Here is a 20612-nt window from a genome sequence, read left to right as displayed (position 1 = left end):
TAGATTTATTAATTCTGAAAATAATACAAATCCTGATTTATTTGTTGCATGTATATTGCGATTTGTAACTTGTTTTAAATCAATAAAACAACGTGTTTACATTGCGGCAACGTTTCAGCTGTGAGAATTTCTTTTCAAGAGATAACTGCTCTTAACAAATCGAAATTAATTCATTAGGGAAGATATTATGAAACGTTCAATTATTTCTGCTGCTGTTCTGTCTGTTGTATTTATGAGCGCTGGGGCTTTTGCTGCTGATACCGATCAGGGTGAATTAATTATTACGGGTAAGGTGGTTGGAACTACCTGTAAATTTACTGGTGATTCCACCGCGACTATTGGTATGAACCAAATTGGTGCTGACAGATTAAATGCTTTGAGTGCTGGTGGTGTTTATGATGGTTACACAAATAAAACTACTGTACCACTGACAGTAGAGTGTACGGGGACTGAAGCACCGAAAATTACTTTTTCCAGTTCTCAATTCGACAGCACGAATAAATACATTACACGAAATACTGCCTCGAATAACGGTGCTGGTTTTGCAGTCTATTATGGTAATGAACAGGTTAATCCTGAGTCTGGTATTCAGTTAACCAAAACAGCCGACAATAAATATGTTCTGGACTTTAGTGCGCGTTATGCGAAAGTTGGAACTGGTATTGTCGAGAGTGGTGATGTTGCCTCTTCGCTTACGATGACCGTAGTTACTGATTAAGATTACTATCCTGTTTGTCGGCGGCTGCGGCCGCCGATTATTTCTGTAGTAAGGATAATTATAATGAAAAAGATATTAGCATTATTTTTGGCTGGCACAGTATTGCCTGCGTGGGGTGGGATTTATATTTACGGTACGCGTATCATTTATCCGGCGCAGAAAAAAGAGATTACCGTGCAGTTAATGAATGAAGGCAATCGCAGTGCACTCGTCCAGTCGTGGATTGATGATGGTGACACCGACCTGCCGCCGGAGAAAATTCAGGTACCGTTTGTGATGACACCGCCGGTGGCAAAGGTGAGCGGTGGTTCTGGCCAACAGCTGAAAATTAAGCTGTTGCCAAATACGTTGCCGAAAGATCGCGAAAGTTTATTCTTCCTTAACGTGCTGGATATCCCACCGAACTCTGCGGATTCCGAAGGTAAGAACATCATTAAATTTGCGATGCAAAACCGTATTAAATTTATTTATCGCCCACAGGGAATTGCCGGCGTTGATAAAAATAGCTTTACCCAACTGAACATCAGGAATAGTGGTAGCGGTATTACAATCAAGAATAATTCGGCTAACTGGATAACTATCCCTGAGCTTAGCGGTAAAGCGAAACTTAATAAAGAAACTATGCTGTTGGCACCGTGGTCAGAAAAAATGCTGAGCACTGCTGCTATTGTGAGTCATTACAATGTTACGCTTATTGATGATCACGGCAATTATTTGAGTGAAAAAATCAAAACTGAAAAATAGCTCAAGGACTGGCTATGTCAAAGATTAATTCGATTACACTGGCCATTTTGTCGGTGCTGGCGACTTCATCATCTGTATGGGCTGAAGAAGAAACGTTTGACACCCACTTTATGATTGGTGGTTTAAATGGTGAAAAAATATCACGCTATCTAATTGATGGTGATAAGCCCATGCCAGGCATGTACGAGATGGACGTTTATCTGAATAATCAGTGGCGTGGTCAGTATGATATTAATATTAAAACCGATCCCGATGAAACATGTTTATCCTGGGCACAATTACAGCAGATAGGCATTCGTACCGACGGTATTAAAGCGGATAAAAGCGTGGATTGTGTTTCGCTACGTTCAGCAGTCCAGGGCGGCAGCATAGGGTATGATATTGGGCAGTTTGCATTAAATCTGAGCGTACCTCAGGCATTTGTGAACGAATATGAACCGGGTTATATGCCTCCAGAAACTTGGGATCGTGGAATAAATGCGTTTTATACGGCTTATTATGTCAGCCAGTATTACAGTGATTATAAACACGGCGGTAATGATAAAAGTAGCTATGTTAATCTGAACAGCGGATTGAATTTGCTTGGCTGGCAGTTGCATTCGAATGCCAACTATACCAAAGGCAACGAAGGTAGCGGTGAGTGGAAAAGTAATACGTTATATGTGGAACGTGGTATTCCGTCAATTCTCGGTACATTGCGCGCCGGGGACATGTATACCGGGGCAGATATTTTTGACGCGGTACGCTTTCGCGGGGTGCGTATCTGGCGTGATATGCAAATGTTACCGAACTCAAAACAGAATTTTACCCCTGTAGTACGTGGTATTGCCCAGAGCAACGCGCTGGTAACCATCGAACAAAACGGTTTTGTGATTTATCAAAAAGAGGTCTCTCCAGGCCCATTTGCTATTGATGATTTGCAGCTTGCCGGCGGTGGTGCAGATCTGGATGTGAGTGTTAAAGAGGCAGATGGTTCGATAAGACATTACCTGGTACCTTATTCATCGGTACCGAATATGTTGCAGACGGGTGTGGCGAAATATGATTTAGCTGCCGGACGTAGCGATATTGCAGGTGCGAGTAATCAGTCTGATTTTATGCAGGGTAGTTATTTTTATGGCTTGAACAATCTGCTTACAGTTTATGGCGGCTCAATGTTATCGGATAACTATTATTCATTTGTGCTTGGCACAGGATGGAATACGCCAATTGGTGCGGTTTCGGTAGACGCCACACGATCGCACAGTGAGCAGGATAACGGCGTTTTTGACGGACAGAGTTATCAGGTAGCATGGAATAAATATGTTGCACAGACCGGAACTCAGTTTGCGCTGGCGGCCTTTCGCTACTCTTCGCGGGATTATCGTACCTTTAACGATCACGTTTGGGCGAATAACAAAAATAGCTACAACCGCGATGAAAATGATGTTTATGACATTGCTGATTATTATCAGAATGACTTTGGCCGTAAGAACAGTTTTTCCCTGAACATCAATCAGGCATTGCCTGGCGACTTGGGATTTCTGGCCGTAAGCGGTTTGTGGCGTGATTACTGGCAACGCAGCGGAACGGGTAAAGATTATCAAATAAGTTATTCGAACTCCTGGCAACGTATCAGCTATACCTTTGCCGTTAGCCAAACGTACGATGAGGATAATCACGAGGATAAGCGTTTTAACCTGTATATCTCCATCCCATTCTCGTGGGGGGACGGGATATCTACCCCTCGCCGCGATCTGTTTGTCTCTAACTCAACGACATTCGATGATGACGGTTATCAGTCGAATAACACCAGCTTAAGCGGGGTGGCGGGTAATCGCGATCAGTTTAGCTACGGCGCCAACCTCAGCCATCAGCGGCAGGGGAATGAAACAACTGCGGGCGGTAATATGGCCTGGCGCGCGCAGATAGCGACCATAGGCGGCAACTACAGCCAGTCGAATAAGTATCAACAGGCCAGCAGTAATATTCAGGGCGGTGTTGTGGTGTGGTCTGACGGCGTGGCGCTGACGTCCCGGCTTTCCGATACTTTCGCCATTGTTAAAGCGCCGGGTTTACAGGGGGCGGCGGTGCAGGGACACCGTTACTTAACAACGGACAGCAAAGGTTACGCTGTGTATGACAGCCTGACGCCGTATCGTGAAAATATGCTGATGCTGGATTTGTCCGACAGTAAAAGCGATGTGGCGCTGCTGGGTAATCGTAAAGCTAATGTCCCTTATCGCGGCTCGGTCGTGATGACGGAGTTTGAAACCGATCGGCGTAAACTATGGTATTTCCTCGCCCAACGACCAGACGGCTCTCCGTTATCGTTCGGCTATGAGGTTGAAGATAGCGCAGGTAATAACGTCGGTCTAATCGGCCAGGGCAGTCGGTTATTTATTCGCACCAACGACATTCCCGCATCGGTACGCGTCGTGGTTAATAAAAAGCAGGGACAATTCTGCACGATTACCTTCGATAAGGTGATTGATGAGAATAAAGTCTATATTTGCCGATAAGGGATTCGTTTATGAAAAAATATTGGGTTTTAATTTTATGGTTGCTTCCTTTCTTGGGGCAGGCTAAATGTACCTTAGGTTCGAATACATCAGCACAACAAACGATAGAGCTGGACATGACGACAGTAAAGGTGGGTTCTCCTGTTCGTCTTTTAATAAACACAAACCTAAACGATACTTTTTCATGTAATGAAAATACAGATTTTATGGATTATACGACGCCATTTCAAAACTATGTCATAGAATTGAAGGAGCCCGGGGCGAATAAATCTATTTTTCTAAAATTTAACATGCTCGATAATACTGAATTTCCTGTTGCGACGGGTAATGGGGGAGGGGTAATTGCCTCAAAATCATATACAACACAAGAGGCGTTTAACTCAAAACCATTTATTCTTGAAGTTTCATATATAACACCTGGCAGTGCTGATTTAACGATATCTAGTGGTAATACGATAAATTTGGGGCGTCCGGCAATCAATATTTTAGCTGATAATTCATGTCGGAAGAGTCTTGGGGCGTGGCTATGGTGTTGGTTGACAGGTAAACTGAGTGGTAAAAACACTTACGCACAAAATATTACATTTACCGTCAAGCACAAACCAACAACCTGTCGTTTCTCTCAGTCGACATACGAAATTAAGATGCCGAATACGACGTTAAAAGAAATGTTAAGCGTAAACAATACTAAATCTGGTTCCACAGAACTGGAACTGAAATGCGAAAGCATCAATAACGTCACTACCAATCCAGTGAGTTTTAAAGTGGTACGCGGCGACTGGGATAGTAGTGGAACGATACTGAAAAATACCGTAATGAATGGCGCAAAGGGAGTGGGTTTCCAGATTTTTAACGGCAGTGCGACATCGCCGTTGAAATTGGGGGATACGCTGATGAACAAAATAGCTAAACTGACTGAAATCAAAAGTAGTTACACTTTTCCCATCACTGCGAAATATGTTCGCGTAACAGGAGAATCACTACAGCCTGGTGACGTACAAAGTAAAGTGACCTTTGCGGTATCTTACGACTAATTGATTGGTGGTTATCTCACGTACTTTCTTGCTGAAAGTACGTGTTTTTATTCGATTACCGGTGATAAAAAATCTCGCCATCGTAAGCTTTAATGATCTTAGCATCGGCATCATTGACCAGCACATACGCGCCGCCCATGTAGGTCCAGTGGGTGCCTGCCGTCGGCGCGGGCAGATTGCGTAGATTCCACTGTTTAATGGTGTATTCTTCGGTGAGATACAGTGGTGGAACCTTGTCACCGGGTTTGAAATGGGTGAAGTCAGCAATAAAGCTGCTCAGTTCATACTTATCGATACCGGTGGGGGCAGCTGTTGCGGTTGGCGCGGCCCAGACGACGCTGCTTGCAAGCAGAAGTGCACCCAGCAACATTTTATTCTTCATACCCATCCTCTCTACCTCTTCGGGTCATCAAAATCAGTCATGTATCATTCCTGGCATACCGGATGTCTGACAAGCACTATTTTGTGATCACTCCAGTCATTTCGTAAAAAGTGTAAATGAAAGTACAGAATTGCAGCAACCTTGACCAGTAGTTTCACTGTGGGGGCGGGTAGTACGCCAATTTACATCGCTAAGCACAGGCAGTATCCTGTTACTGAAACCAGCGTATTACGTTTGTGTTTCAACGACTCGGGGTGCCCTTCCTTGTGAAGGCTGAGAAATACCCGTACCACCTGATCTGGATAATGCCAGCGTAGGGAAGTCTGACACTGCCCGTGTCCCTTCTTCGCGCGGGCAGGAGCTGAACCATGCAGCCTGACCTGCACAGCCGCGCGCTCGCGGCTCATACTTTGCACCAATTTAGAACCCTATCCCCGCTCACACACTGTATGACCAATGAGGTCGTGCAAAGCTTTACTGCCAATACATTACTGGCGCTGGGCGCATCGCCGGCGATGGTGATCGAACCTGAAGAAGCCAGCCAATTCGCCGCTATTGCCAGTGCATTGCTGGTTAATGTCGGCACCTTAACTCAGGAGCGGGCCACGGCGATGCGCGCCGCCGTTGAGCGGGCTTATCATGCTAAAACCCCGTGGACGCTCGATCCCGTTGCCGTAGGCGCGCTTGAGTTTCGCCGCCGCTTTTGTCTGGATTTACTGTCGCTACAGCCTGCTGCTATTCGTGGCAACGCTTCGGAAATACTTGCTCTGGCCGGCATGAACGGTGGGGGACGTGGCGTGGATACAACCGATACAGCTGTCGCTGCGCTTCCGGCAGCGCAGGCGCTGGCTCGTCAGATTGGGACCATTGTCGTGGTTACCGGCGAAGTGGATTACGTCACCGATGATCAGCGTACCGTTTGCGTGGACGGCGGCGACTCGTTAATGACTCGCGTGGTGGGCACCGGATGCGCGCTATCAGCGGTTGTTGCAGCCAGTTGTGCCTTGCGTGGTGACCGACTTGATAACGTCGCCTCCGCTTGTAGCTGGATGAAACAGGCCGGGCAAATCGCCACCGAGCAATCAAACGGACCGGGCAGCTTTGTCCCGGCATTTCTCGACGCCCTCTATAACCTGAACGCCCAGGAGTAAGCATGAAACGGATTAACGCATTAACGATCGCCGGAACCGATCCAAGCGGTGGCGCGGGTATTCAGGCCGATTTAAAAACCTTCTCGGCGCTGGGCGTATACGGCTGTTCCGTTATTACGGCGTTGGTGGCGCAAAATACGCGCGGGGTGCAGTCGGTGTATCGTATTGAACCTGACTTTGTCGCTGCGCAGCTGGACTCTGTGTTGAGTGATGTGCGTATCGACACCACAAAAATTGGTATGTTGGCGGAGACGGATATTGTTGAAGCGGTCGCCGAACGTTTGCGTCGCCATCGGGTACAAAATGTGGTGCTGGACACGGTGATGTTGGCGAAAAGTGGCGATCCGTTGCTGTCACCCTCGGCGGTAGAAACGCTGCGTACCCGTTTGCTGCCACAGGTTTCGATTATCACCCCTAATTTACCCGAAGCAGCTGCACTGCTCGGGGCATCGCATGCGCAGACTGAGCAGGAGATGTTAGAGCAGGGAAGAGCGCTACGGGCGCTGGGTTGCGAGGCGGTGTTGATGAAGGGCGGTCATCTGGATGACGCGCAAAGCCCGGACTGGCTCTTTACTCGCGACGGCGAGCAGCGTTTTACCGCGCCGAGGGTGATGACCAAAAATACCCATGGCACCGGTTGTACGCTATCGGCGGCGTTGGCAGCCTTGCGTCCGCGCCATAACAACTGGGCCGATACCGTACAGGAAGCCAAACTGTGGCTTTCAGCGGCGCTGGCACAGGCAGACACGCTGGAGGTTGGCGAGGGAATTGGTCCGGTGCATCATTTTCACGCGTGGTGGTAATGGGTATACTGGCTGCAGAAACGGCGGCCAGGGAAAAGATAAATGGAACAAGCGCATACCCAGCTTATCGCACAACTGAATGAACGTATTTCAGCGGCGGATAACACGCCGCTGTATATGAAATTTGCGCAGACGGTGAAGAATGCTGTGCGCAGTGGGATCCTGGAGCACGGCAATATCCTGCCCGGCGAGCGCGACCTCAGCCAGTTGACCGGCGTTTCTCGGATTACGGTACGCAAGGCGATGCAGGCCCTGGAAGAAGAGGGTGTAGTAACACGTGCCCGCGGTTACGGAACGCAAATCAACAATATCTTCGAGTATTCGCTCAAAGAAGCGCGCGGTTTTTCTCAGCAGGTGGTGTTGCGCGGTAAAAAACCGGATACGTTGTGGGTTAACAAAAGAATTGTACCTTGCCCGGAAGAGGTGGCACAGCAGTTGGCAGTTGTCACAGGAAGTGATGTCTTTCTGCTCAAACGCATTCGTTACGTTGACGAAGACGCAGTATCTATTGAAGAGTCTTGGGTACCCGCACATCTAATTCATGATGTGGATGCCATTGGTGTTTCTCTGTATGACTATTTTCGTAGCCAGCATATTTTCCCACAGCGTACGCGCTCACGCGTTAGCGCCAGAATGCCGGATGCAGAGTTCCAGGCGCACATTCAAATGGATAGTAAAGTGCCGGTACTGGTGATCAAGCAGGTAGCGCTTGACCAGCAGCAACGGCCTATTGAATACAGCATCAGTTACTGTCGTAGCGATCTATACGTTTTTGTGTGCGAGGAGTAGCGCCTCGCGTGATGGGGCGCAATCGCCGCCACGATGCCCAACTACCCATGACGCCACCGCGTTACCTAACAGCACTGAGTCGGCCAGCGTCCAGCCAGACGCTAGTCCGGCCAGCATGCCGCCGGCGTGGCTGTCTCCTGCGCCGATAGTATCAACGACCGCCGTTGCAAATGCCGGTACGCAGCCGGATGTCTGTGCGCTGAAATACCATGCGCCGTCTTTATCGTGACGCACGACCACCGGTGCGGTGAAACGCTGCACCCATTCTGCGCCAAAACCTTCCACATCCTGACTCAATGCAAATCGCTCGGCAGCAATTTCCGCCTCCTGACGATTAAGTGACACCAGCGGACGGCAGGCCATAATTCGTACCAGTAAGGGCTCGGGAATGTCGCCGATGCGCGGACCAAAATCGATAAACGGTGTCACCTCTTCCAGACCTTCCAGCCACTGCACCAGCAATTCACCGCACGGGGACGCTAGCTGATAACCCGAGAGATACACCAGGCTATGACGCGGGATATCCAGCTGTGCCAGCCAGGCGGAATTCCACTGATTCTCAACGCCGCTAAAGGACATAAAGGTACGTTCGCCATCCGGTTCCACCAGCGCCAGACACCAGCCGTTATCGCCTTCGGCGTTGTCGATCAGGCTGTGCAGCCCCTCTTTTGCCATCCGATTGCGGATAATGTCGGCCCACACCCCCTGACCCAGCGGTAACGCATTACTGGCGTCGATACCTAAACGCTTGAGCGCTACGGCAATATTGAGTGCGCAGCCGCCAACGTTCACGCCTTGCTGTTTGAGTTCGATATCACAGCCTCGCCAGGGGAGGGCATACGCATCGGCAATGACATCAATCACCGCTGCACCCACCACCGTTACTGGCCGCTGTGTTCGTAACTGCGAGAGAAGTTGTTGCAGGCGCATGGTGCTCATAGCGCCTCCCGCTGCTCACGCAGTCGTATTAACCCGTTGGCGTAGCGGGTAAAGTCCAGCTCATTAACCGCATCCAACTCCTGCTTCAATGCCGGGTCAATCGCGTCGACGCCGTGCAGCGCGCCACAAATGGCGGTTGCCATCGCTCCGATGGTATCGGTATCGCCGCCGAGGTTCGCGCACAGAATGGCGCAGCGGTTGGGATCGGTCTGCGCCAGTTCGACCATCGCGATGGCGCAAGGCACAGACTCAATGGTGCTGGTTCCTGCCCCCACAACCTGATACAACTGCTCGCTGGCGGACTCGACACCATCGGCGTTACGGACGATTTTCAGCGCCAGTTCAAGGCGTGCACAAAGCGATGCGCTAAAGGTGGTGATTCGTTTTTGCTGCGCGTGCAGGGCAATGGCAGGTAGTGCGTCGACAATCTCCGACCATGTTCCTCCGTCGATGGCCCGCGATACCGCCCACGCGACGACAACGGCTCCCGCGATAGCCAGATCCGATTTATGCGTCGGGCTGGAGGCCATTGCCACATCATCGATAAAGGCATCAAGATTGCGGGCGGGTAGCAGGCATCCCAGTGGCGAAACGCGCATTGCCGCACCGTTGGTCACGCCATTATTCTCCAGTTCGGCGACAGGTTTGCCGTCGCGAATGGCTTTGAGCGCAATTTTTGAGGTCGGGCCGAGCACGTTTTTATTAAAGGCATCAAAACGCTCTGCCCAGGCCAGAATATTGCGACCAATAACGTCGGGTACAATCTCTCCGTCGCACTCAAGCAGGGCATCTGCCAGACACAGCGCCATAGACGTGTCATCAGTAAACTCTGCCTGGTTAAAGTAGCAGGCAGCATTATTTTCCGCCGGACCAGGCAAAAAACTGTCGATCCAACCGAAATGGGCTTTAACCCGGGTTCTTGGCCACAGTTCCGACGGCATGCCCATCGCATCCCCTAACGCCTGCCCATAAAGAGCACCGAGAATACGTTCTGCTTTCATTTTACTTCCCCTTGTTTCAACGCTACATCGCGATCGTCCACCTTAATGGCGGTGATTTCTTTGTCAGATTCGCGAAAGAAAATCATAAACATCACGGCAATGACGGCAATCATGACCGCGCCAAATCCCCACATGCCAGCCCAGTTAAAGGTGAGACCATTAACCGGTTCCTGGTAAGCAAACATTTTTTCCATCATCACGCCGCCCAGACGGTAACCGAGCAGGCTGCCGAATCCCTGACAGCAGAGGGTGATAAGCCCTTGCGCTGCGGTGCGCATGTGAACCGGCGCTTTTTTATCGACATAGATGTAGGCCGTGACGTAATAGAAGTCGTAACTGACACCGTGCAGCAGAATGCCGAGAAACAGCAGGGCGTAAGTGAAATATTCTTCCGCACCACCGTAAACGAAAAATCCGTAGCGGATCGCCGCAGTAATAAGACCAAGCAATAATACCTTTTTAATGCCAAATCGTTTGGTGAAAAACGGTAGTGCCAGCATAAAGAAGATTTCAGAGAACTGGCCCAGCGTCATCCAACCGGTGGCGTTTTTCATTCCGACTTCTGTCAGGTAGCCGTTGGCGAAGATGTAATAGAACGCCAGTGGCATCGCAAACAGGAAAGAACAAAAGAAAAAGACGAGGAAATTTTTATCGCGCAGCAGGATCAGCGCATCCAGACCCAGCATGACTTTGAAATCCATTTTGCCGGTACTTTTTGGTGGCGTATCCGGTAAGAAGAACGCAAAGACGCCCAACAGTGCAGAGCTTCCGGCAGTGATCAGCAGGGGAATATTGGTGGGTGAAATGTCGCTATAGCCAAGCATTTGCGGTAAGAAACCGCAGGCCAAACCAGAGGCAATCCAGCCGATGGTTCCCATCACTCGGATGCGCGGGAAATCACGCTCAACGTCCGGTACGTTGGCAAAAGCAATACTGTTAGTCAGCGCAATCGTCGGCATATAGGTCAACGAATAGGCCAGTAACAGCGGGAAGAATCCGCTGAAGGTGGTTTGCTGGGCGGCGAAGTACATCAGAATAGCGCCGACGAACATCAACACCGCCAGCACTTTTTGCGCGGAGAAAAAGCGGTCAGTGATTGAACCGACCAGAATGGGCGACAGGATCGCGGCGATCGCGGTACAAGCGTAGGACCAGCCGATCTCCCCGGCGCTAAAGCCGCTTTTACTCAGCCACAGCCACAGCGGTACAAACCAGGCGCCCCAGATAAACCACTCTACAAACATCATGAACGACAGCTTAACTGTAGTTTTCATCTTTAAATCCTTCATGACAGGTAAGGTACGCATTGATAGTACCATCTGATAATACCTTTAAAATACCTTTGTGGTCTAAATTTGACCGCCTTAACATTATTTCTTCCTGAATCGAGCCAGCAGAAGTTGCTGAAAAGTGCGCTAAAGATGGAAAAAAAACGCAGTCGGTACCAGGCTTAATGCTGCCCGCAACAAAGCGGGTCAGGACAATCCACATTCCGGTTTCAAATCGGAAATTACGGGAGCATAGCTATGACTGATATTGCGCAGTTGCTTGGCAAAGACGCCGACAACCTTTTACAGCATCGTTGTATGACCATTCCTTCTGATCAACTTTACCTGCCTGGACATGATTACGTCGACCGTGTGATGGTGGATAACAATCGGCCGCCTGCCGTGCTGCGTAACATGCAGACGCTGTATAACACGGGTCGACTGGCCGGGACAGGGTATCTGTCGATTCTACCGGTGGACCAGGGGGTAGAGCACTCCGCTGGCGCATCGTTTGCGGCTAACCCGCTGTACTTTGATCCGAAGAATATTGTGGAGCTGGCTATCGAAGCAGGGTGTAACTGCGTGGCATCGACCTATGGCGTGCTGGCTTCTGTCTCCCGTCGCTACGCGCACCGCATTCCGTTCCTCGTTAAAATTAACCACAACGAAACGCTGAGCTATCCGAATACGTTCGACCAGACGCTGTATGCCAGCGTAGAGCAGGCGTTCAATATGGGCGCGGTTGCGGTAGGGGCAACCATCTATTTCGGTTCAGAAGAATCCCGTCGCCAGATTGAGGAGATTTCGGCCGCGTTTGAGCGCGCCCATGAGCTGGGTATGGTTACCGTGTTGTGGGCGTATCTGCGTAACTCCGCGTTTAAAAAAGATGGCGTGGATTACCATGTTTCTGCCGATCTTACCGGACAGGCTAACCATCTGGCTGCCACTATCGGAGCGGATATCGTTAAGCAGAAAATGGCGGAAAATAACGGTGGGTATAAAGCGGTTAATTTTGGCTACACCGACGATCGCGTCTACACCAAATTGACCAGCGAGAATCCAATTGACCTGGTACGTTATCAACTGGCGAACTGTTATATGGGGCGCGCCGGGTTAATTAACTCCGGCGGCGCGGCTGGCGGCGAAACCGATCTCAGTGATGCGGTACGTACGGCGGTGATTAACAAACGAGCAGGCGGCATGGGGCTGATTCTTGGACGCAAAGCATTCAAGAAAACCATGGCCGACGGCGTTAAGCTGATTAACGCCGTGCAGGATGTTTATCTGGACAGCAAAGTTACCATCGCCTGATTACAGCCGGGGTGTCGTTGTGTTAGCGCAACAGTGGACAACCCGGCGGCAGTCTGCAACGTAACGCCTCAGGCAGGATTTCAATATGAAACTCCTGTCCGCTGAGCGGTTCGCCGTCAAGATTAAAGGTAATTTCGTGTGGGGCGCGGATATCAAACCACGATGATGCGCCCTCGATGATGTTAGGGTTGTCTTCGGATTGCGTTAACGCCGAAAGCAGCCCTGGCAACAGTTCTTCGCCGGTAAAAATGCGCAGTTGCAACAGACCATCGTTGATCAGCGCCGTTGGGCAAAGCTGTTGCCCGCCTCCAGCCTGACGACCATTACCGATACCAATCACCAGCGCCTTACCTTGCCAGTGAAAATCTTCCCCACGAATATCGCAGACGTCGGGTTTGAGCGTATCCATGCGCATTAATCCGTGGATAAAGTATGATACGCCACCCAACGCAGCTTTGAGTTTTTCCGGCGTTTCGGTAGTGATACGTGTGCCGAAGCCGCCGGTCGCCATGTTGATAAAACAGGTTTTATCATTGACCTGCACCATATCGATCGCTGTCGCATTTGCGGCGATAGCCAGCTTTAATGCCTTATCGAGGTCGTCGGGTATCCCCACGCTGGTGGCAAAATCATTTGCCGTTCCCAACGGTAAAATACCCAGCGCCGGAATATTGTCGCCCTGCGACTGGATCAGCGCCGTCGAAACTTCGTTGATGGTGCCGTCGCCGCCGCCGGCAATCACCGTTTCAACGCCTAGCTGACGAGCTTCATCAACGTAGCGTTGGGCATCGCCTTTTTCCCAGGTCACGCGAACATGGATTTCCACGCCTTCATCGCGAAGCTTCGCAATGGCATCACGCAGGGGGAGATTATCAGCACTTTTTCCATTGAGGATCAGTAAACTGGCAGGGAACGCTATCATCCGTTTGCCTCACTTTTTTTCGTTTTAACAAGTGTATGCCAGGAAAGTGTTTATGGCGTAAGAACTGACTGAAAGCGCAGGCGAAGAGATAAAAAAAGCCGCAGAGCGCGGCTTTTCAGATTGGGCAGACGTTACTGCGGGAACCACTGATCGCTGATTTTCTTGTACGTGCCGTCAGCTTTGATTGCCGCCAGCGCGCTGTTCAGTTTTTCCAGCAGGGCTTTGTTATCCGGGCGAACCGCGATGCCAAGGCCAGTACCGAAGTATTGCGGGTCGGTTACTTTGTCAGTGGCTACGCCTAACTGCGGGTTGGTTTTCAGCCACTCGTTAACCACAGCAGTATCGCCAAATACGCCATCAATACGGCCATTTTTCAGGTCGATAATCGCATTCTGATAGCTATCGTAGGCCACGGTTTTCACCTCAGGATGTTTATCCTGCAGGTATTTCTGATGGGTGGTGCCGTTTTCCATACCGATGCGCTTACCTTTCAGGTCGGCAAAGGTTTTATAGGTGTCTTTTTTCGCAATCACCAGCGCGGAGTTGGCATAGTAAGGCTGAGTAAATGCAACCTGCTTGCTACGCTCAGGTGTGATATCCATTCCGGAAATAACCGCATCATATTTCTTGAATTTCAGCGCGGGGATCAGGCTATCGAAAGCGTGATTGGTGAAAGTACATTCTGCCTGCATTTGTTTGCACAGCGCCGTTGCCAGGTCGATGTCAAAACCGACAATTTTATTACTAGCGTCCAGTGATTCAAATGGTGGATACGTGGCTGATACACCGAAACTAATTTTATCAGCAGCTGAGGCGCCAGCGGCGAAAGTAGCAAGTAATGCGGCCAGTACTAACTTTTTCATGGTGGAACTCCCGTCTGTCAATCTTATGATTATTTACCGTGTCTGCGGCGTGGATTAACAATGCCATTTAATGAATTTATATGCAATAAAAATGATTAAATATTTTTAATGGCATAAAAAAAGACGGACAATTTAGGTTGTTGTCCGTCTTTATTATTTTAATTTATGCATATTTGCCGGATGGTGGTGCTAGCACCTTATCCGGCCTACAAAAGGTGCATGAACCGTAGGCCTGATAAGCGTAGCGCCATCAGGCATATGCTTAATTCCGGTGTTCAAACGCCAGCGCTTTACGTTCGATTAAGCGCATCATCAGTGTCAGCAAGCCGTTGACGATCAGGTAAATCACACCCGCAGCACCGAATACCATAACGTCATAAGTACGACCGTACAGCAGCTGGCTATAACCCATGACTTCCATCAGGGTGATGGTGTAAGCCAGTGAGGTACTTTTAAATACCAGCACCACTTCGTTGGAATATGAGGAGAGGGCGCGTTTAAAGGCGTACGGCAACAGAATTGCCAGCGTATCCTTTTTGCTCATCCCCAATGCACCGCAGGACTGCCACTGGCCTTCCGGGATTGCACGGATAGCGCCGTAGAACAGTTGCGTAGTGTAGGCCGCACTGTTTAACGACAGCGCAATTAAGGCGCATAACCAGGGTTCAGAGAGCAGATGCCACAGTACCGGATATTCTTGCAATGCCGGAAACTGTCCTGGTCCGTAGTAGATCAGGAAGATTTGCACCAGCAGCGGTGTACCGGTAAACAGCGTGATATAAGCGCGAACCAGCCACACCAGTACCGGCGTTTTCAGCGTCAGGATGACGGTGAAGATCAGCGCCAGTACCAGAGCAACCACGATGGAGGCGACCGTCAGCGTCAGGCTGGTATGCAGCCCTTTCAACAATTCAGGTAAATACTCAAGCATCAGCCTGGTCTCCGCTCAAAACGTGTCGCGCGCAGGTCAATGCGTTTGAGAATGTACTGACTCACCAGCGTAATCACCAGGTAAATAGCGGCCGCCACAATGTACCAGGTAAACGGCTCCTGGGTACGGGTAGCGATGCTCTTCGTTTGCAGCATCAGATCGTTCACGCTGATAAGGCTGACCAGCGCGGTATCTTTCAGCAATACCAGCCACTGGTTACCCAGTCCCGGTAAGGCATGACGCCACATCTGCGGCATCACCAGACGAAAGAAGATCGCGGCTTTAGACAAACCTAACGCCTGACCTGACTCCCATTGCCCGAGTGGCACGGCCTTCAGCGCGCCACGCAGCGTTTGCGACGCGTAAGCGGCATACAGCAATGACAGTGCAATGACACCGCACAGGAACGGGCTGACGTCGAAGTTTTCGATCTGTATCTGAACCGGGATTTGTACAAACCCGAGATTGATCGTAAAGCCATCAGCCAGCGTCAGCAGCAGTTGTGAGGAGCCGAAATAGATAAACAGAACCACCAGAATTTCTGGCAGACCGCGCAGGATGGTGACCAGGGCCGAGCCCGTCCATGCCACCGGGCGCCATTTTACTGACTCCCAGACGGCAAAAAACATGGCGAGCGCAAGGCCAATGATCAGCGCACAAACGGCAAGGCCGACGGTCATCCCGGCGGCGCTTGCTAAAGGAAAAAATTCATTCATCAAATATTACTTCTGGAACCATTTGTTGTAGATGGTCTCGTAAGTCCCATCTTTCTTCACTTTTTCCAGCGCAGCGTTAAATTTCTGCTGCAGCTCGGTATTGCCCTGGCGCACAGCGATGCCCAGACCAGTACCGAAGTAATCTTTATCCGTGACTTTGTCGCCAACCGCGGCCAGTTTTGGATTGTCTTTCAGCCACTCTGTTACTACTGCGGTATCACCAAAGACGCCGTCAATACGACCGTTTTGCAGATCGAGTTTGGCATTCTGATAGCTGTCATACGGCACGGTAGTCACTTCCGGATGTTTATCCATGATGAATTTCTGGTGCGTCGTCCCGTTTTGAACGCCGACTTTTTTGCCTTTCAACTGATCAATGCTGGTGTATTTACCCTGTTGGCCAACAAACAGCGCAGAGTTGTCGTAGTAAGGGGTGGTGAACAGAACCTGTTTTTCACGCTCAGGCGTGATGTCCATACCGGCCATCACCGCGTCAAAACGACGGAATTTCAGGCTCGGGATCAGGCTGTCGAAGGCCTGATTGGTGAAGGTACAGGTAGCGTCAATCTCTTTACACAGCGCATTCGCCAGATCAACGTCAAACCCTACGATCTTGTTGTTAGCATCGATCGATTCAAACGGAGGATAAGACGCTTCGGTGGCGAAACGAATGGTTTGGGCTGCGGTAGCGGAAAGACTAAAACCTGCGATTAGCGCGGCAATCAGAACTTTTTTCATTGTATTGTCCCGAATCTTAGTGAGAAAGATAGTTTTTAAACGCTTCGGTTTGCGGGTTGGCAAAGCAGCTCGCATCCCCAAACTCGACGATATGACCGTTTTCCATGTACACCACGCGACTGGCCGTTTTACGAGCAACTTCCACTTCGTGGGTGACGATCACCTGAGTAATATTGGTTTCCGCCAGCTCACGAATGATGCTGACGATTTGGGCGGTGATTTCTGGGTCAAGCGCTGCGGTAGGCTCATCAAACAGCAGCACCTGTGGTTCCATCATCAACGCGCGGGCAATGGCCACACGCTGCTGCTGGCCGCCGGACAGATGCAGTGGATAGCGATCGCTGTACGGCTTCAGACGCAGTCGTTCCAGCAGTTTCTCGGCACGCGCCATCGCTTGCTCTTTTGTCAGACCCAGTACGCGGCAGGGCGCTTCAATCAGGTTCTGCACCACCGTGAGATGCGGCCAAAGATTATATTGCTGAAAGACCATGCCGACGTTTTGACGCAGATCCCGAATGGCTTTATCTGACGGAGTTTTCGTGAAGTCGAAACGGTTACCCGCAATAGAGAGCGTGCCCGAGCGCGGCATCTCAAGCAGGTTGAGTACGCGCAGTAGCGAGCTTTTCCCGGCTCCACTTGGGCCAAGTAACACCAGTGTTTCACCCTGAGGGCAATCCAGCGTGATATCGAACAGCGCCTGATGCGCGCCGTAGAAGCAGTTAATGCCGTTTAATTGAATACTCATTGACACTCGATACTGGCAGTCTGATAGCTATTGAAGCCGCAGATACTACCTTTGACAGAATAGTTATGCAATATTTATGCGTTAAAAGTTAAATGCAAACCGCATTCTTCTCTAAACATAGCACAAAATAGCGGGGCCACCAGTGGGCAAGAATAATTGTCGGCATTCTATGCAGAATGCCAGACAATTAATGGGGGGTATGATTTGGGCGAGTAAATGGCGCGATTAACGGTTTTCGACAGACTGGCGCAACGTCCCGGCTGGCGCGTGTACGCTGCCGCCCAGATAGCGGACATCATCAACGACCCAGCACTGGCCTTCGCGGATCATCAGCACTTCATCACGCCAGCTCTGGTCACCCTGTTTCAGCTCTACGCGTAGCGGAATGTTGCGTGCATCACTATTCGGAATAGTCGATGCGCTGGCGACGCTGGCACTGTCCGGTAACGTAGCCCGACTGGAGAACGGATCGCTGTTAAACAGGTCGCGGTGTGCATTATCGCGGCTGGCGTCGGTCAGCAGTTTAGCCAGGTTGTCGCTAAGGTATGGACGAAGTGGGGTAAGATCATTGTTTCGATGCTGAATACGGTAATCATAGAATTGTTGAGCCACGCTGTCTGGCCCGCCTTCTACGCATGAACCGCTACGCGTGCCGTTATCTTTATAGACCGGCGTCACGGTCGTACAGGCGCTGAGAAGGAGTGCACAGGGAACCAGCAGAGAGAGTTTCGAGTAGCGCATAATGATTTCCTTATTAGCTTTCTACTATTAGTGTTCTACGTTGATAGAATATATCCTTTCAATGATAGTGGATCGGTTCGATAATGCTTTTGAGATCGTGCTCTTAGCGCAAAAAGGAGATTAACCATGCAGTTTTCGACTACCCCTACGCTGGAAGGGCAGAGCATCGTGGAATACTGCGGTGTTGTGACTGGCGAAGCCATTTTAGGCGCGAATATCTTCCGCGATTTTTTCGCCGGCATTCGCGATATTGTCGGCGGTCGCTCCGGCGCGTATGAAAAAGAGCTGCGTAAAGCGCGTGAAATTGCTTTCCAGGAGTTGGGCGAACAGGCCAAAGCGCTGGGTGCTGATGCGGTGGTCGGTATTGATATTGATTACGAAACCGTGGGCAAAGACGGCAGTATGCTAATGGTGAGCGTCAGCGGTACCGCGGTGAAAACTCGCCGATGAAGCGTCTGTTGTGTCTGCTGGCATTTACGCTGTTGCTGGTGGGATGTGCTGGCGAAAAAGGGATTGTCGACAAAGACGGGTATCAGTTAGATACCCGCCGTCAGGCACAGGCTGCTTATCCACGCATTAAAGTGCTGGTTATCCATTACACGGCCGATGATTTTGACTCTTCTCTGGCTACGCTGACCGATAAAAACGTCAGCTCGCACTATTTGATCCCGGCTGTGCCGCCGCTCTACCACGGCAAACCGCGTATCTGGCAACTGGTGCCGGAAAAAGATCTGGCCTGGCATGCGGGGATTAGCTTCTGGCGTGGCGCTACGCGTATTAACGATACCTCAATTGGCATTGAGCTGGAAAACTGCGGCTGGCAAAAATCGGCAGGGATAAAATATTTTGCGCCGTTTGAGCCCGCGCAGATTCAGGCGCTGATCCCATTGGCGAAAGATATTATCGCCCGCTACGACATAAAACCGCAGAACGTGGTAGCCCATGCGGACATCGCGCCGCAACGTAAGGACGATCCTGGACCGCTTTTCCCATGGAAAGTGCTGGCCGAACAGGGAATTGGCGCGTGGCCGGACACTCAGCGCGTAGCGTTTTATCTTGCCGGGCGAGCGCCTCATACGCCGGTAGCAACCGAATCTTTACTCGATCTGCTGTCGCGTTACGGCTATGAGATAAAATCTGATATGACGCCGCGCGAACAGCAGCGGGTGATTATGGCCTTCCAGATGCACTTCCGCCCGACGCTGTGGAACGGCGCGGCGGATGCAGAAACTCAGGCGATTGCCGAAGCGTTACTGGAAAAATACGGGCAGGGTTAACGCGGCAGCTTACCGTGGTCGCGCAACCAGGCCGCGGTACGTTCAATCCCTGAATCCAGCGTCACAATGGGCTGATAACCCAACTCTTCCTGAGCGCGGGTAGTATCCAGCGTAAAATCAAAATTTAGCTTCGAGACGCCGTAATGCGTAAGCTTTGGCTCTTTTGCCGATTTATTGCCTAAACGCTCCATGCTGCGGGCAATCATGTCCAGCATCGGGTAAGGAACGGAGCGGATCCGACAATCAATATTCAGCTCGTCGATGAGCTTCTGCACAATGCTGCGCAGAGTGCGATGCTCGCCGTTGGTAATGTTGTACGCGCGACCTGACGGCAGCTTATCGCAGGCTTGCTGACTTGCCAGCCACATCGCGTGCACTGCATTTTCGTAGTAGGTCATATCTACCAGCGCACTTCCGCCGTGCGGCAACAGGATGCTGCCATAGTGGTACATCATATGGGCCAGGCGCGGGATAAAGACCTTATCGTGTGGTCCGAACAGGCTTTGCGGACGCAATACCGTAAAACGCGTCTGCGGGTTGGCCTGCGCCAGCAACGCAATCACGTCTTCGCCAGCTGCTTTGCTGCGGGCAAATTCATTGGCGAAGCGGTGCGGGCGAAAGTCCTCTTTGATATCGCGATGGTGGTGATAATCAAAATAGAGCGACGGCGAGGAGATATGAATGAAGTTGCGAACACCCCAGGCCACGGCCCACTCGCCCAGACGACGAGTTGCGCGAACGTTGGCCAGATCGAAGGCTTCCTGAGTTCCCCACGGTGAGGTAAAACTGGAGCAGTGCCACAGCGTGTCGATGCCGGCAAGCATCACTTTTGCTTGCGAAGAAACCAGCTCGGTCAAATCCGCATGCACAAACTCTGCGCCCATTTTCTCCAGCAGCTTGCCCATCGCTTCGTTGCGACCGGTGGCTCTGACGCTGACGCCTTTGCTGCATAAAAATTCAACCGCGTTTCGGCCCAAGCCGCTGGTGGCTCCGGTAACCAGTACCTTCATATCAATCCACTGTGTTTAAAAAACGTCG

At 50.7% G+C, this 20612-nt stretch carries 22 protein-coding genes and 1 riboswitch; of the genes, 10 read left to right on the top strand and 12 right to left on the bottom strand.

Going from position 1 to position 20612, the window contains the following annotated elements; translation table 11 throughout:
* Positions 1 to 187 precede the first annotated feature (187 nt).
* The 4 genes from yehD (at position 188) to OGV89_RS08215 (ending at position 4997) form a co-directional block, all read left to right on the top strand.
* Complete coding sequence (yehD, locus tag OGV89_RS08230) at positions 188 to 718, top strand: fimbrial protein YehD (protein WP_003844375.1); 531 nt, start codon at positions 188 to 190, stop codon at positions 716 to 718.
* Positions 719 to 781: 63 nt separating this feature from the next.
* Positions 782 to 1462, top strand: coding sequence for a fimbrial assembly chaperone (locus tag OGV89_RS08225; RefSeq protein ID WP_016150640.1), 681 nt, complete (start codon positions 782 to 784; stop codon positions 1460 to 1462).
* A 14-nt stretch (positions 1463 to 1476) separates the two neighbouring features.
* Positions 1477 to 3963 carry a fimbrial biogenesis outer membrane usher protein gene (locus OGV89_RS08220; RefSeq protein WP_200002851.1) on the top strand — a complete coding sequence of 829 codons (2487 nt, stop codon included), beginning with the start codon at positions 1477 to 1479 and terminating at the stop codon, positions 3961 to 3963.
* 11 nt (positions 3964 to 3974) lie between these two features.
* Positions 3975 to 4997, top strand: a complete 1023-nt coding sequence (locus OGV89_RS08215; RefSeq protein ID WP_200002850.1) for a fimbrial protein — start codon at positions 3975 to 3977, stop codon at positions 4995 to 4997.
* Between the two features lie 55 nt (positions 4998 to 5052).
* Here the strand turns inward: OGV89_RS08215 and OGV89_RS08210 are convergent, their stop codons facing one another.
* On the bottom strand, positions 5053 to 5385 hold the full coding sequence (locus OGV89_RS08210; RefSeq protein WP_016150637.1) for an RcnB family protein: 333 nt from the start codon (positions 5383 to 5385) through the stop codon (positions 5053 to 5055).
* A gap of 234 nt (positions 5386 to 5619) precedes the next feature.
* Positions 5620 to 5716, top strand: a riboswitch (TPP riboswitch).
* A gap of 31 nt (positions 5717 to 5747) precedes the next feature.
* On the opposite strand from OGV89_RS08210, the gene thiM reads away from it, so the two are divergent.
* From thiM to OGV89_RS08195, 3 genes are read left to right on the top strand one after another with little or no spacing between them, the layout of a single operon-like run.
* The gene (gene thiM / locus OGV89_RS08205) at positions 5748 to 6530 is read left to right on the top strand and encodes a hydroxyethylthiazole kinase (RefSeq protein ID WP_032949629.1); all 783 of its coding nucleotides are present in this window, start codon (positions 5748 to 5750) and stop codon (positions 6528 to 6530) included.
* A 2-nt stretch (positions 6531 to 6532) separates the two neighbouring features.
* Positions 6533 to 7333: a bifunctional hydroxymethylpyrimidine kinase/phosphomethylpyrimidine kinase gene (gene thiD, locus OGV89_RS08200; protein ID WP_060854714.1), complete on the top strand. Its 801-nt coding sequence runs from the start codon at positions 6533 to 6535 to the stop codon at positions 7331 to 7333.
* A gap of 42 nt (positions 7334 to 7375) precedes the next feature.
* Positions 7376 to 8122 carry a GntR family transcriptional regulator gene (locus OGV89_RS08195; protein WP_003027325.1) on the top strand — a complete coding sequence of 249 codons (747 nt, stop codon included), beginning with the start codon at positions 7376 to 7378 and terminating at the stop codon, positions 8120 to 8122.
* Here the strand turns inward: OGV89_RS08195 and OGV89_RS08190 are convergent.
* The 3 genes from OGV89_RS08190 to OGV89_RS08180 are packed head-to-tail and all read right to left on the bottom strand — an operon-like array spanning position 8096 to position 11336.
* On the bottom strand, positions 8096 to 9061 hold the full coding sequence (locus tag OGV89_RS08190; protein WP_137348134.1) for a PfkB family carbohydrate kinase: 966 nt from the start codon (positions 9059 to 9061) through the stop codon (positions 8096 to 8098). The genes OGV89_RS08195 and OGV89_RS08190 overlap by 27 nt on opposite strands.
* Positions 9058 to 10062 carry an ADP-ribosylglycohydrolase family protein gene (locus tag OGV89_RS08185; RefSeq protein ID WP_200002849.1) on the bottom strand — a complete coding sequence of 335 codons (1005 nt, stop codon included), beginning with the start codon at positions 10060 to 10062 and terminating at the stop codon, positions 9058 to 9060. The genes OGV89_RS08190 and OGV89_RS08185 overlap by 4 nt, the downstream gene beginning before the upstream one ends.
* On the bottom strand, positions 10059 to 11336 hold the full coding sequence (locus OGV89_RS08180; RefSeq protein ID WP_003027315.1) for a nucleoside permease: 1278 nt from the start codon (positions 11334 to 11336) through the stop codon (positions 10059 to 10061). The genes OGV89_RS08185 and OGV89_RS08180 overlap by 4 nt, the downstream gene beginning before the upstream one ends.
* A gap of 252 nt (positions 11337 to 11588) precedes the next feature.
* Here OGV89_RS08180 and fbaB point away from each other — a divergent pair, with 252 nt between their 5' ends.
* Positions 11589 to 12641: a class I fructose-bisphosphate aldolase gene (fbaB, locus tag OGV89_RS08175; RefSeq protein WP_003027312.1), complete on the top strand. Its 1053-nt coding sequence runs from the start codon at positions 11589 to 11591 to the stop codon at positions 12639 to 12641.
* Between the two features lie 22 nt (positions 12642 to 12663).
* Here fbaB and yegS read toward each other — a convergent pair whose 3' ends face one another.
* From yegS to OGV89_RS08140, 7 genes are all read right to left on the bottom strand, one after another.
* Positions 12664 to 13563, bottom strand: a complete 900-nt coding sequence (gene yegS / locus OGV89_RS08170) for a lipid kinase YegS (protein WP_003027310.1) — start codon at positions 13561 to 13563, stop codon at positions 12664 to 12666.
* Positions 13564 to 13694: 131 nt separating this feature from the next.
* Positions 13695 to 14426 carry an arginine ABC transporter substrate-binding protein ArtJ gene (gene artJ / locus OGV89_RS08165; protein ID WP_003834417.1) on the bottom strand — a complete coding sequence of 244 codons (732 nt, stop codon included), beginning with the start codon at positions 14424 to 14426 and terminating at the stop codon, positions 13695 to 13697.
* A gap of 262 nt (positions 14427 to 14688) precedes the next feature.
* The gene (gene artM, locus OGV89_RS08160) at positions 14689 to 15357 is read right to left on the bottom strand and encodes an arginine ABC transporter permease ArtM (protein ID WP_003840185.1); all 669 of its coding nucleotides are present in this window, start codon (positions 15355 to 15357) and stop codon (positions 14689 to 14691) included.
* Positions 15357 to 16073, bottom strand: a complete 717-nt coding sequence (artQ, locus tag OGV89_RS08155; protein ID WP_286558499.1) for an arginine ABC transporter permease ArtQ — start codon at positions 16071 to 16073, stop codon at positions 15357 to 15359. The genes artM and artQ overlap by 1 nt, the downstream gene beginning before the upstream one ends.
* A gap of 6 nt (positions 16074 to 16079) precedes the next feature.
* Positions 16080 to 16811 carry an arginine ABC transporter substrate-binding protein ArtI gene (gene artI / locus OGV89_RS08150; protein WP_003027298.1) on the bottom strand — a complete coding sequence of 244 codons (732 nt, stop codon included), beginning with the start codon at positions 16809 to 16811 and terminating at the stop codon, positions 16080 to 16082.
* 16 nt (positions 16812 to 16827) lie between these two features.
* A complete protein-coding gene (gene artP / locus OGV89_RS08145) occupies positions 16828 to 17556 on the bottom strand; it encodes an arginine ABC transporter ATP-binding protein ArtP (protein ID WP_003027295.1) in 729 nt (242 codons plus the stop codon).
* Between the two features lie 225 nt (positions 17557 to 17781).
* On the bottom strand, positions 17782 to 18297 hold the full coding sequence (locus OGV89_RS08140) for a lipoprotein (RefSeq protein ID WP_016150628.1): 516 nt from the start codon (positions 18295 to 18297) through the stop codon (positions 17782 to 17784).
* Positions 18298 to 18423: 126 nt separating this feature from the next.
* Here OGV89_RS08140 and OGV89_RS08135 point away from each other — a divergent pair, with 126 nt between their 5' ends.
* Together OGV89_RS08135 and OGV89_RS08130 are read left to right on the top strand one after the other, a co-directional pair.
* Positions 18424 to 18747, top strand: coding sequence for a heavy metal-binding domain-containing protein (locus tag OGV89_RS08135; RefSeq protein WP_001160725.1), 324 nt, complete (start codon positions 18424 to 18426; stop codon positions 18745 to 18747).
* Positions 18744 to 19574, top strand: coding sequence for an N-acetylmuramoyl-L-alanine amidase (locus OGV89_RS08130; protein WP_286558497.1), 831 nt, complete (start codon positions 18744 to 18746; stop codon positions 19572 to 19574). Before OGV89_RS08135 ends, OGV89_RS08130 begins: the two co-directional genes overlap by 4 nt.
* Here OGV89_RS08130 and OGV89_RS08125 read toward each other — a convergent pair.
* Complete coding sequence (locus OGV89_RS08125; protein ID WP_286558495.1) at positions 19571 to 20584, bottom strand: 3-beta-hydroxysteroid dehydrogenase; 1014 nt, start codon at positions 20582 to 20584, stop codon at positions 19571 to 19573. The genes OGV89_RS08130 and OGV89_RS08125 overlap by 4 nt on opposite strands.
* Positions 20585 to 20612: the final 28 nt, after the last annotated feature.

The sequence above is a fragment of the Citrobacter sp. Cf125 genome (genome assembly GCF_030333935.1).
GTDB classification, from domain to species: domain Bacteria; phylum Pseudomonadota; class Gammaproteobacteria; order Enterobacterales; family Enterobacteriaceae; genus Citrobacter; species Citrobacter freundii.
This window is presented reverse-complemented; position numbering and strand designations above follow the sequence as displayed.

Coding starts and splice junctions, on each gene's coding strand:
- OGV89_RS08220 (WP_200002851.1), top strand. CDS start 1,477: ATGTCAAAGATTAATTCGATTACACTGGCCATTTTGTCGGTGCTGGCG.
- artP (WP_003027295.1), bottom strand. CDS start 17,556: ATGAGTATTCAATTAAACGGCATTAACTGCTTCTACGGCGCGCATCAG.
- OGV89_RS08140 (WP_016150628.1), bottom strand. CDS start 18,297: ATGCGCTACTCGAAACTCTCTCTGCTGGTTCCCTGTGCACTCCTTCTC.
- artM (WP_003840185.1), bottom strand. CDS start 15,357: ATGCTTGAGTATTTACCTGAATTGTTGAAAGGGCTGCATACCAGCCTG.
- OGV89_RS08130 (WP_286558497.1), top strand. CDS start 18,744: ATGAAGCGTCTGTTGTGTCTGCTGGCATTTACGCTGTTGCTGGTGGGA.
- artI (WP_003027298.1), bottom strand. CDS start 16,811: ATGAAAAAAGTTCTGATTGCCGCGCTAATCGCAGGTTTTAGTCTTTCC.
- artQ (WP_286558499.1), bottom strand. CDS start 16,073: ATGAATGAATTTTTTCCTTTAGCAAGCGCCGCCGGGATGACCGTCGGC.
- yehD (WP_003844375.1), top strand. CDS start 188: ATGAAACGTTCAATTATTTCTGCTGCTGTTCTGTCTGTTGTATTTATG.
- OGV89_RS08215 (WP_200002850.1), top strand. CDS start 3,975: ATGAAAAAATATTGGGTTTTAATTTTATGGTTGCTTCCTTTCTTGGGG.
- OGV89_RS08185 (WP_200002849.1), bottom strand. CDS start 10,062: ATGAAAGCAGAACGTATTCTCGGTGCTCTTTATGGGCAGGCGTTAGGG.
- OGV89_RS08190 (WP_137348134.1), bottom strand. CDS start 9,061: ATGAGCACCATGCGCCTGCAACAACTTCTCTCGCAGTTACGAACACAG.
- yegS (WP_003027310.1), bottom strand. CDS start 13,563: ATGATAGCGTTCCCTGCCAGTTTACTGATCCTCAATGGAAAAAGTGCT.
- thiM (WP_032949629.1), top strand. CDS start 5,748: ATGCAGCCTGACCTGCACAGCCGCGCGCTCGCGGCTCATACTTTGCAC.
- artJ (WP_003834417.1), bottom strand. CDS start 14,426: ATGAAAAAGTTAGTACTGGCCGCATTACTTGCTACTTTCGCCGCTGGC.
- thiD (WP_060854714.1), top strand. CDS start 6,533: ATGAAACGGATTAACGCATTAACGATCGCCGGAACCGATCCAAGCGGT.
- OGV89_RS08135 (WP_001160725.1), top strand. CDS start 18,424: ATGCAGTTTTCGACTACCCCTACGCTGGAAGGGCAGAGCATCGTGGAA.
- OGV89_RS08180 (WP_003027315.1), bottom strand. CDS start 11,336: ATGAAAACTACAGTTAAGCTGTCGTTCATGATGTTTGTAGAGTGGTTT.
- OGV89_RS08225 (WP_016150640.1), top strand. CDS start 782: ATGAAAAAGATATTAGCATTATTTTTGGCTGGCACAGTATTGCCTGCG.
- OGV89_RS08125 (WP_286558495.1), bottom strand. CDS start 20,584: ATGAAGGTACTGGTTACCGGAGCCACCAGCGGCTTGGGCCGAAACGCG.
- fbaB (WP_003027312.1), top strand. CDS start 11,589: ATGACTGATATTGCGCAGTTGCTTGGCAAAGACGCCGACAACCTTTTA.
- OGV89_RS08210 (WP_016150637.1), bottom strand. CDS start 5,385: ATGGGTATGAAGAATAAAATGTTGCTGGGTGCACTTCTGCTTGCAAGC.
- OGV89_RS08195 (WP_003027325.1), top strand. CDS start 7,376: ATGGAACAAGCGCATACCCAGCTTATCGCACAACTGAATGAACGTATT.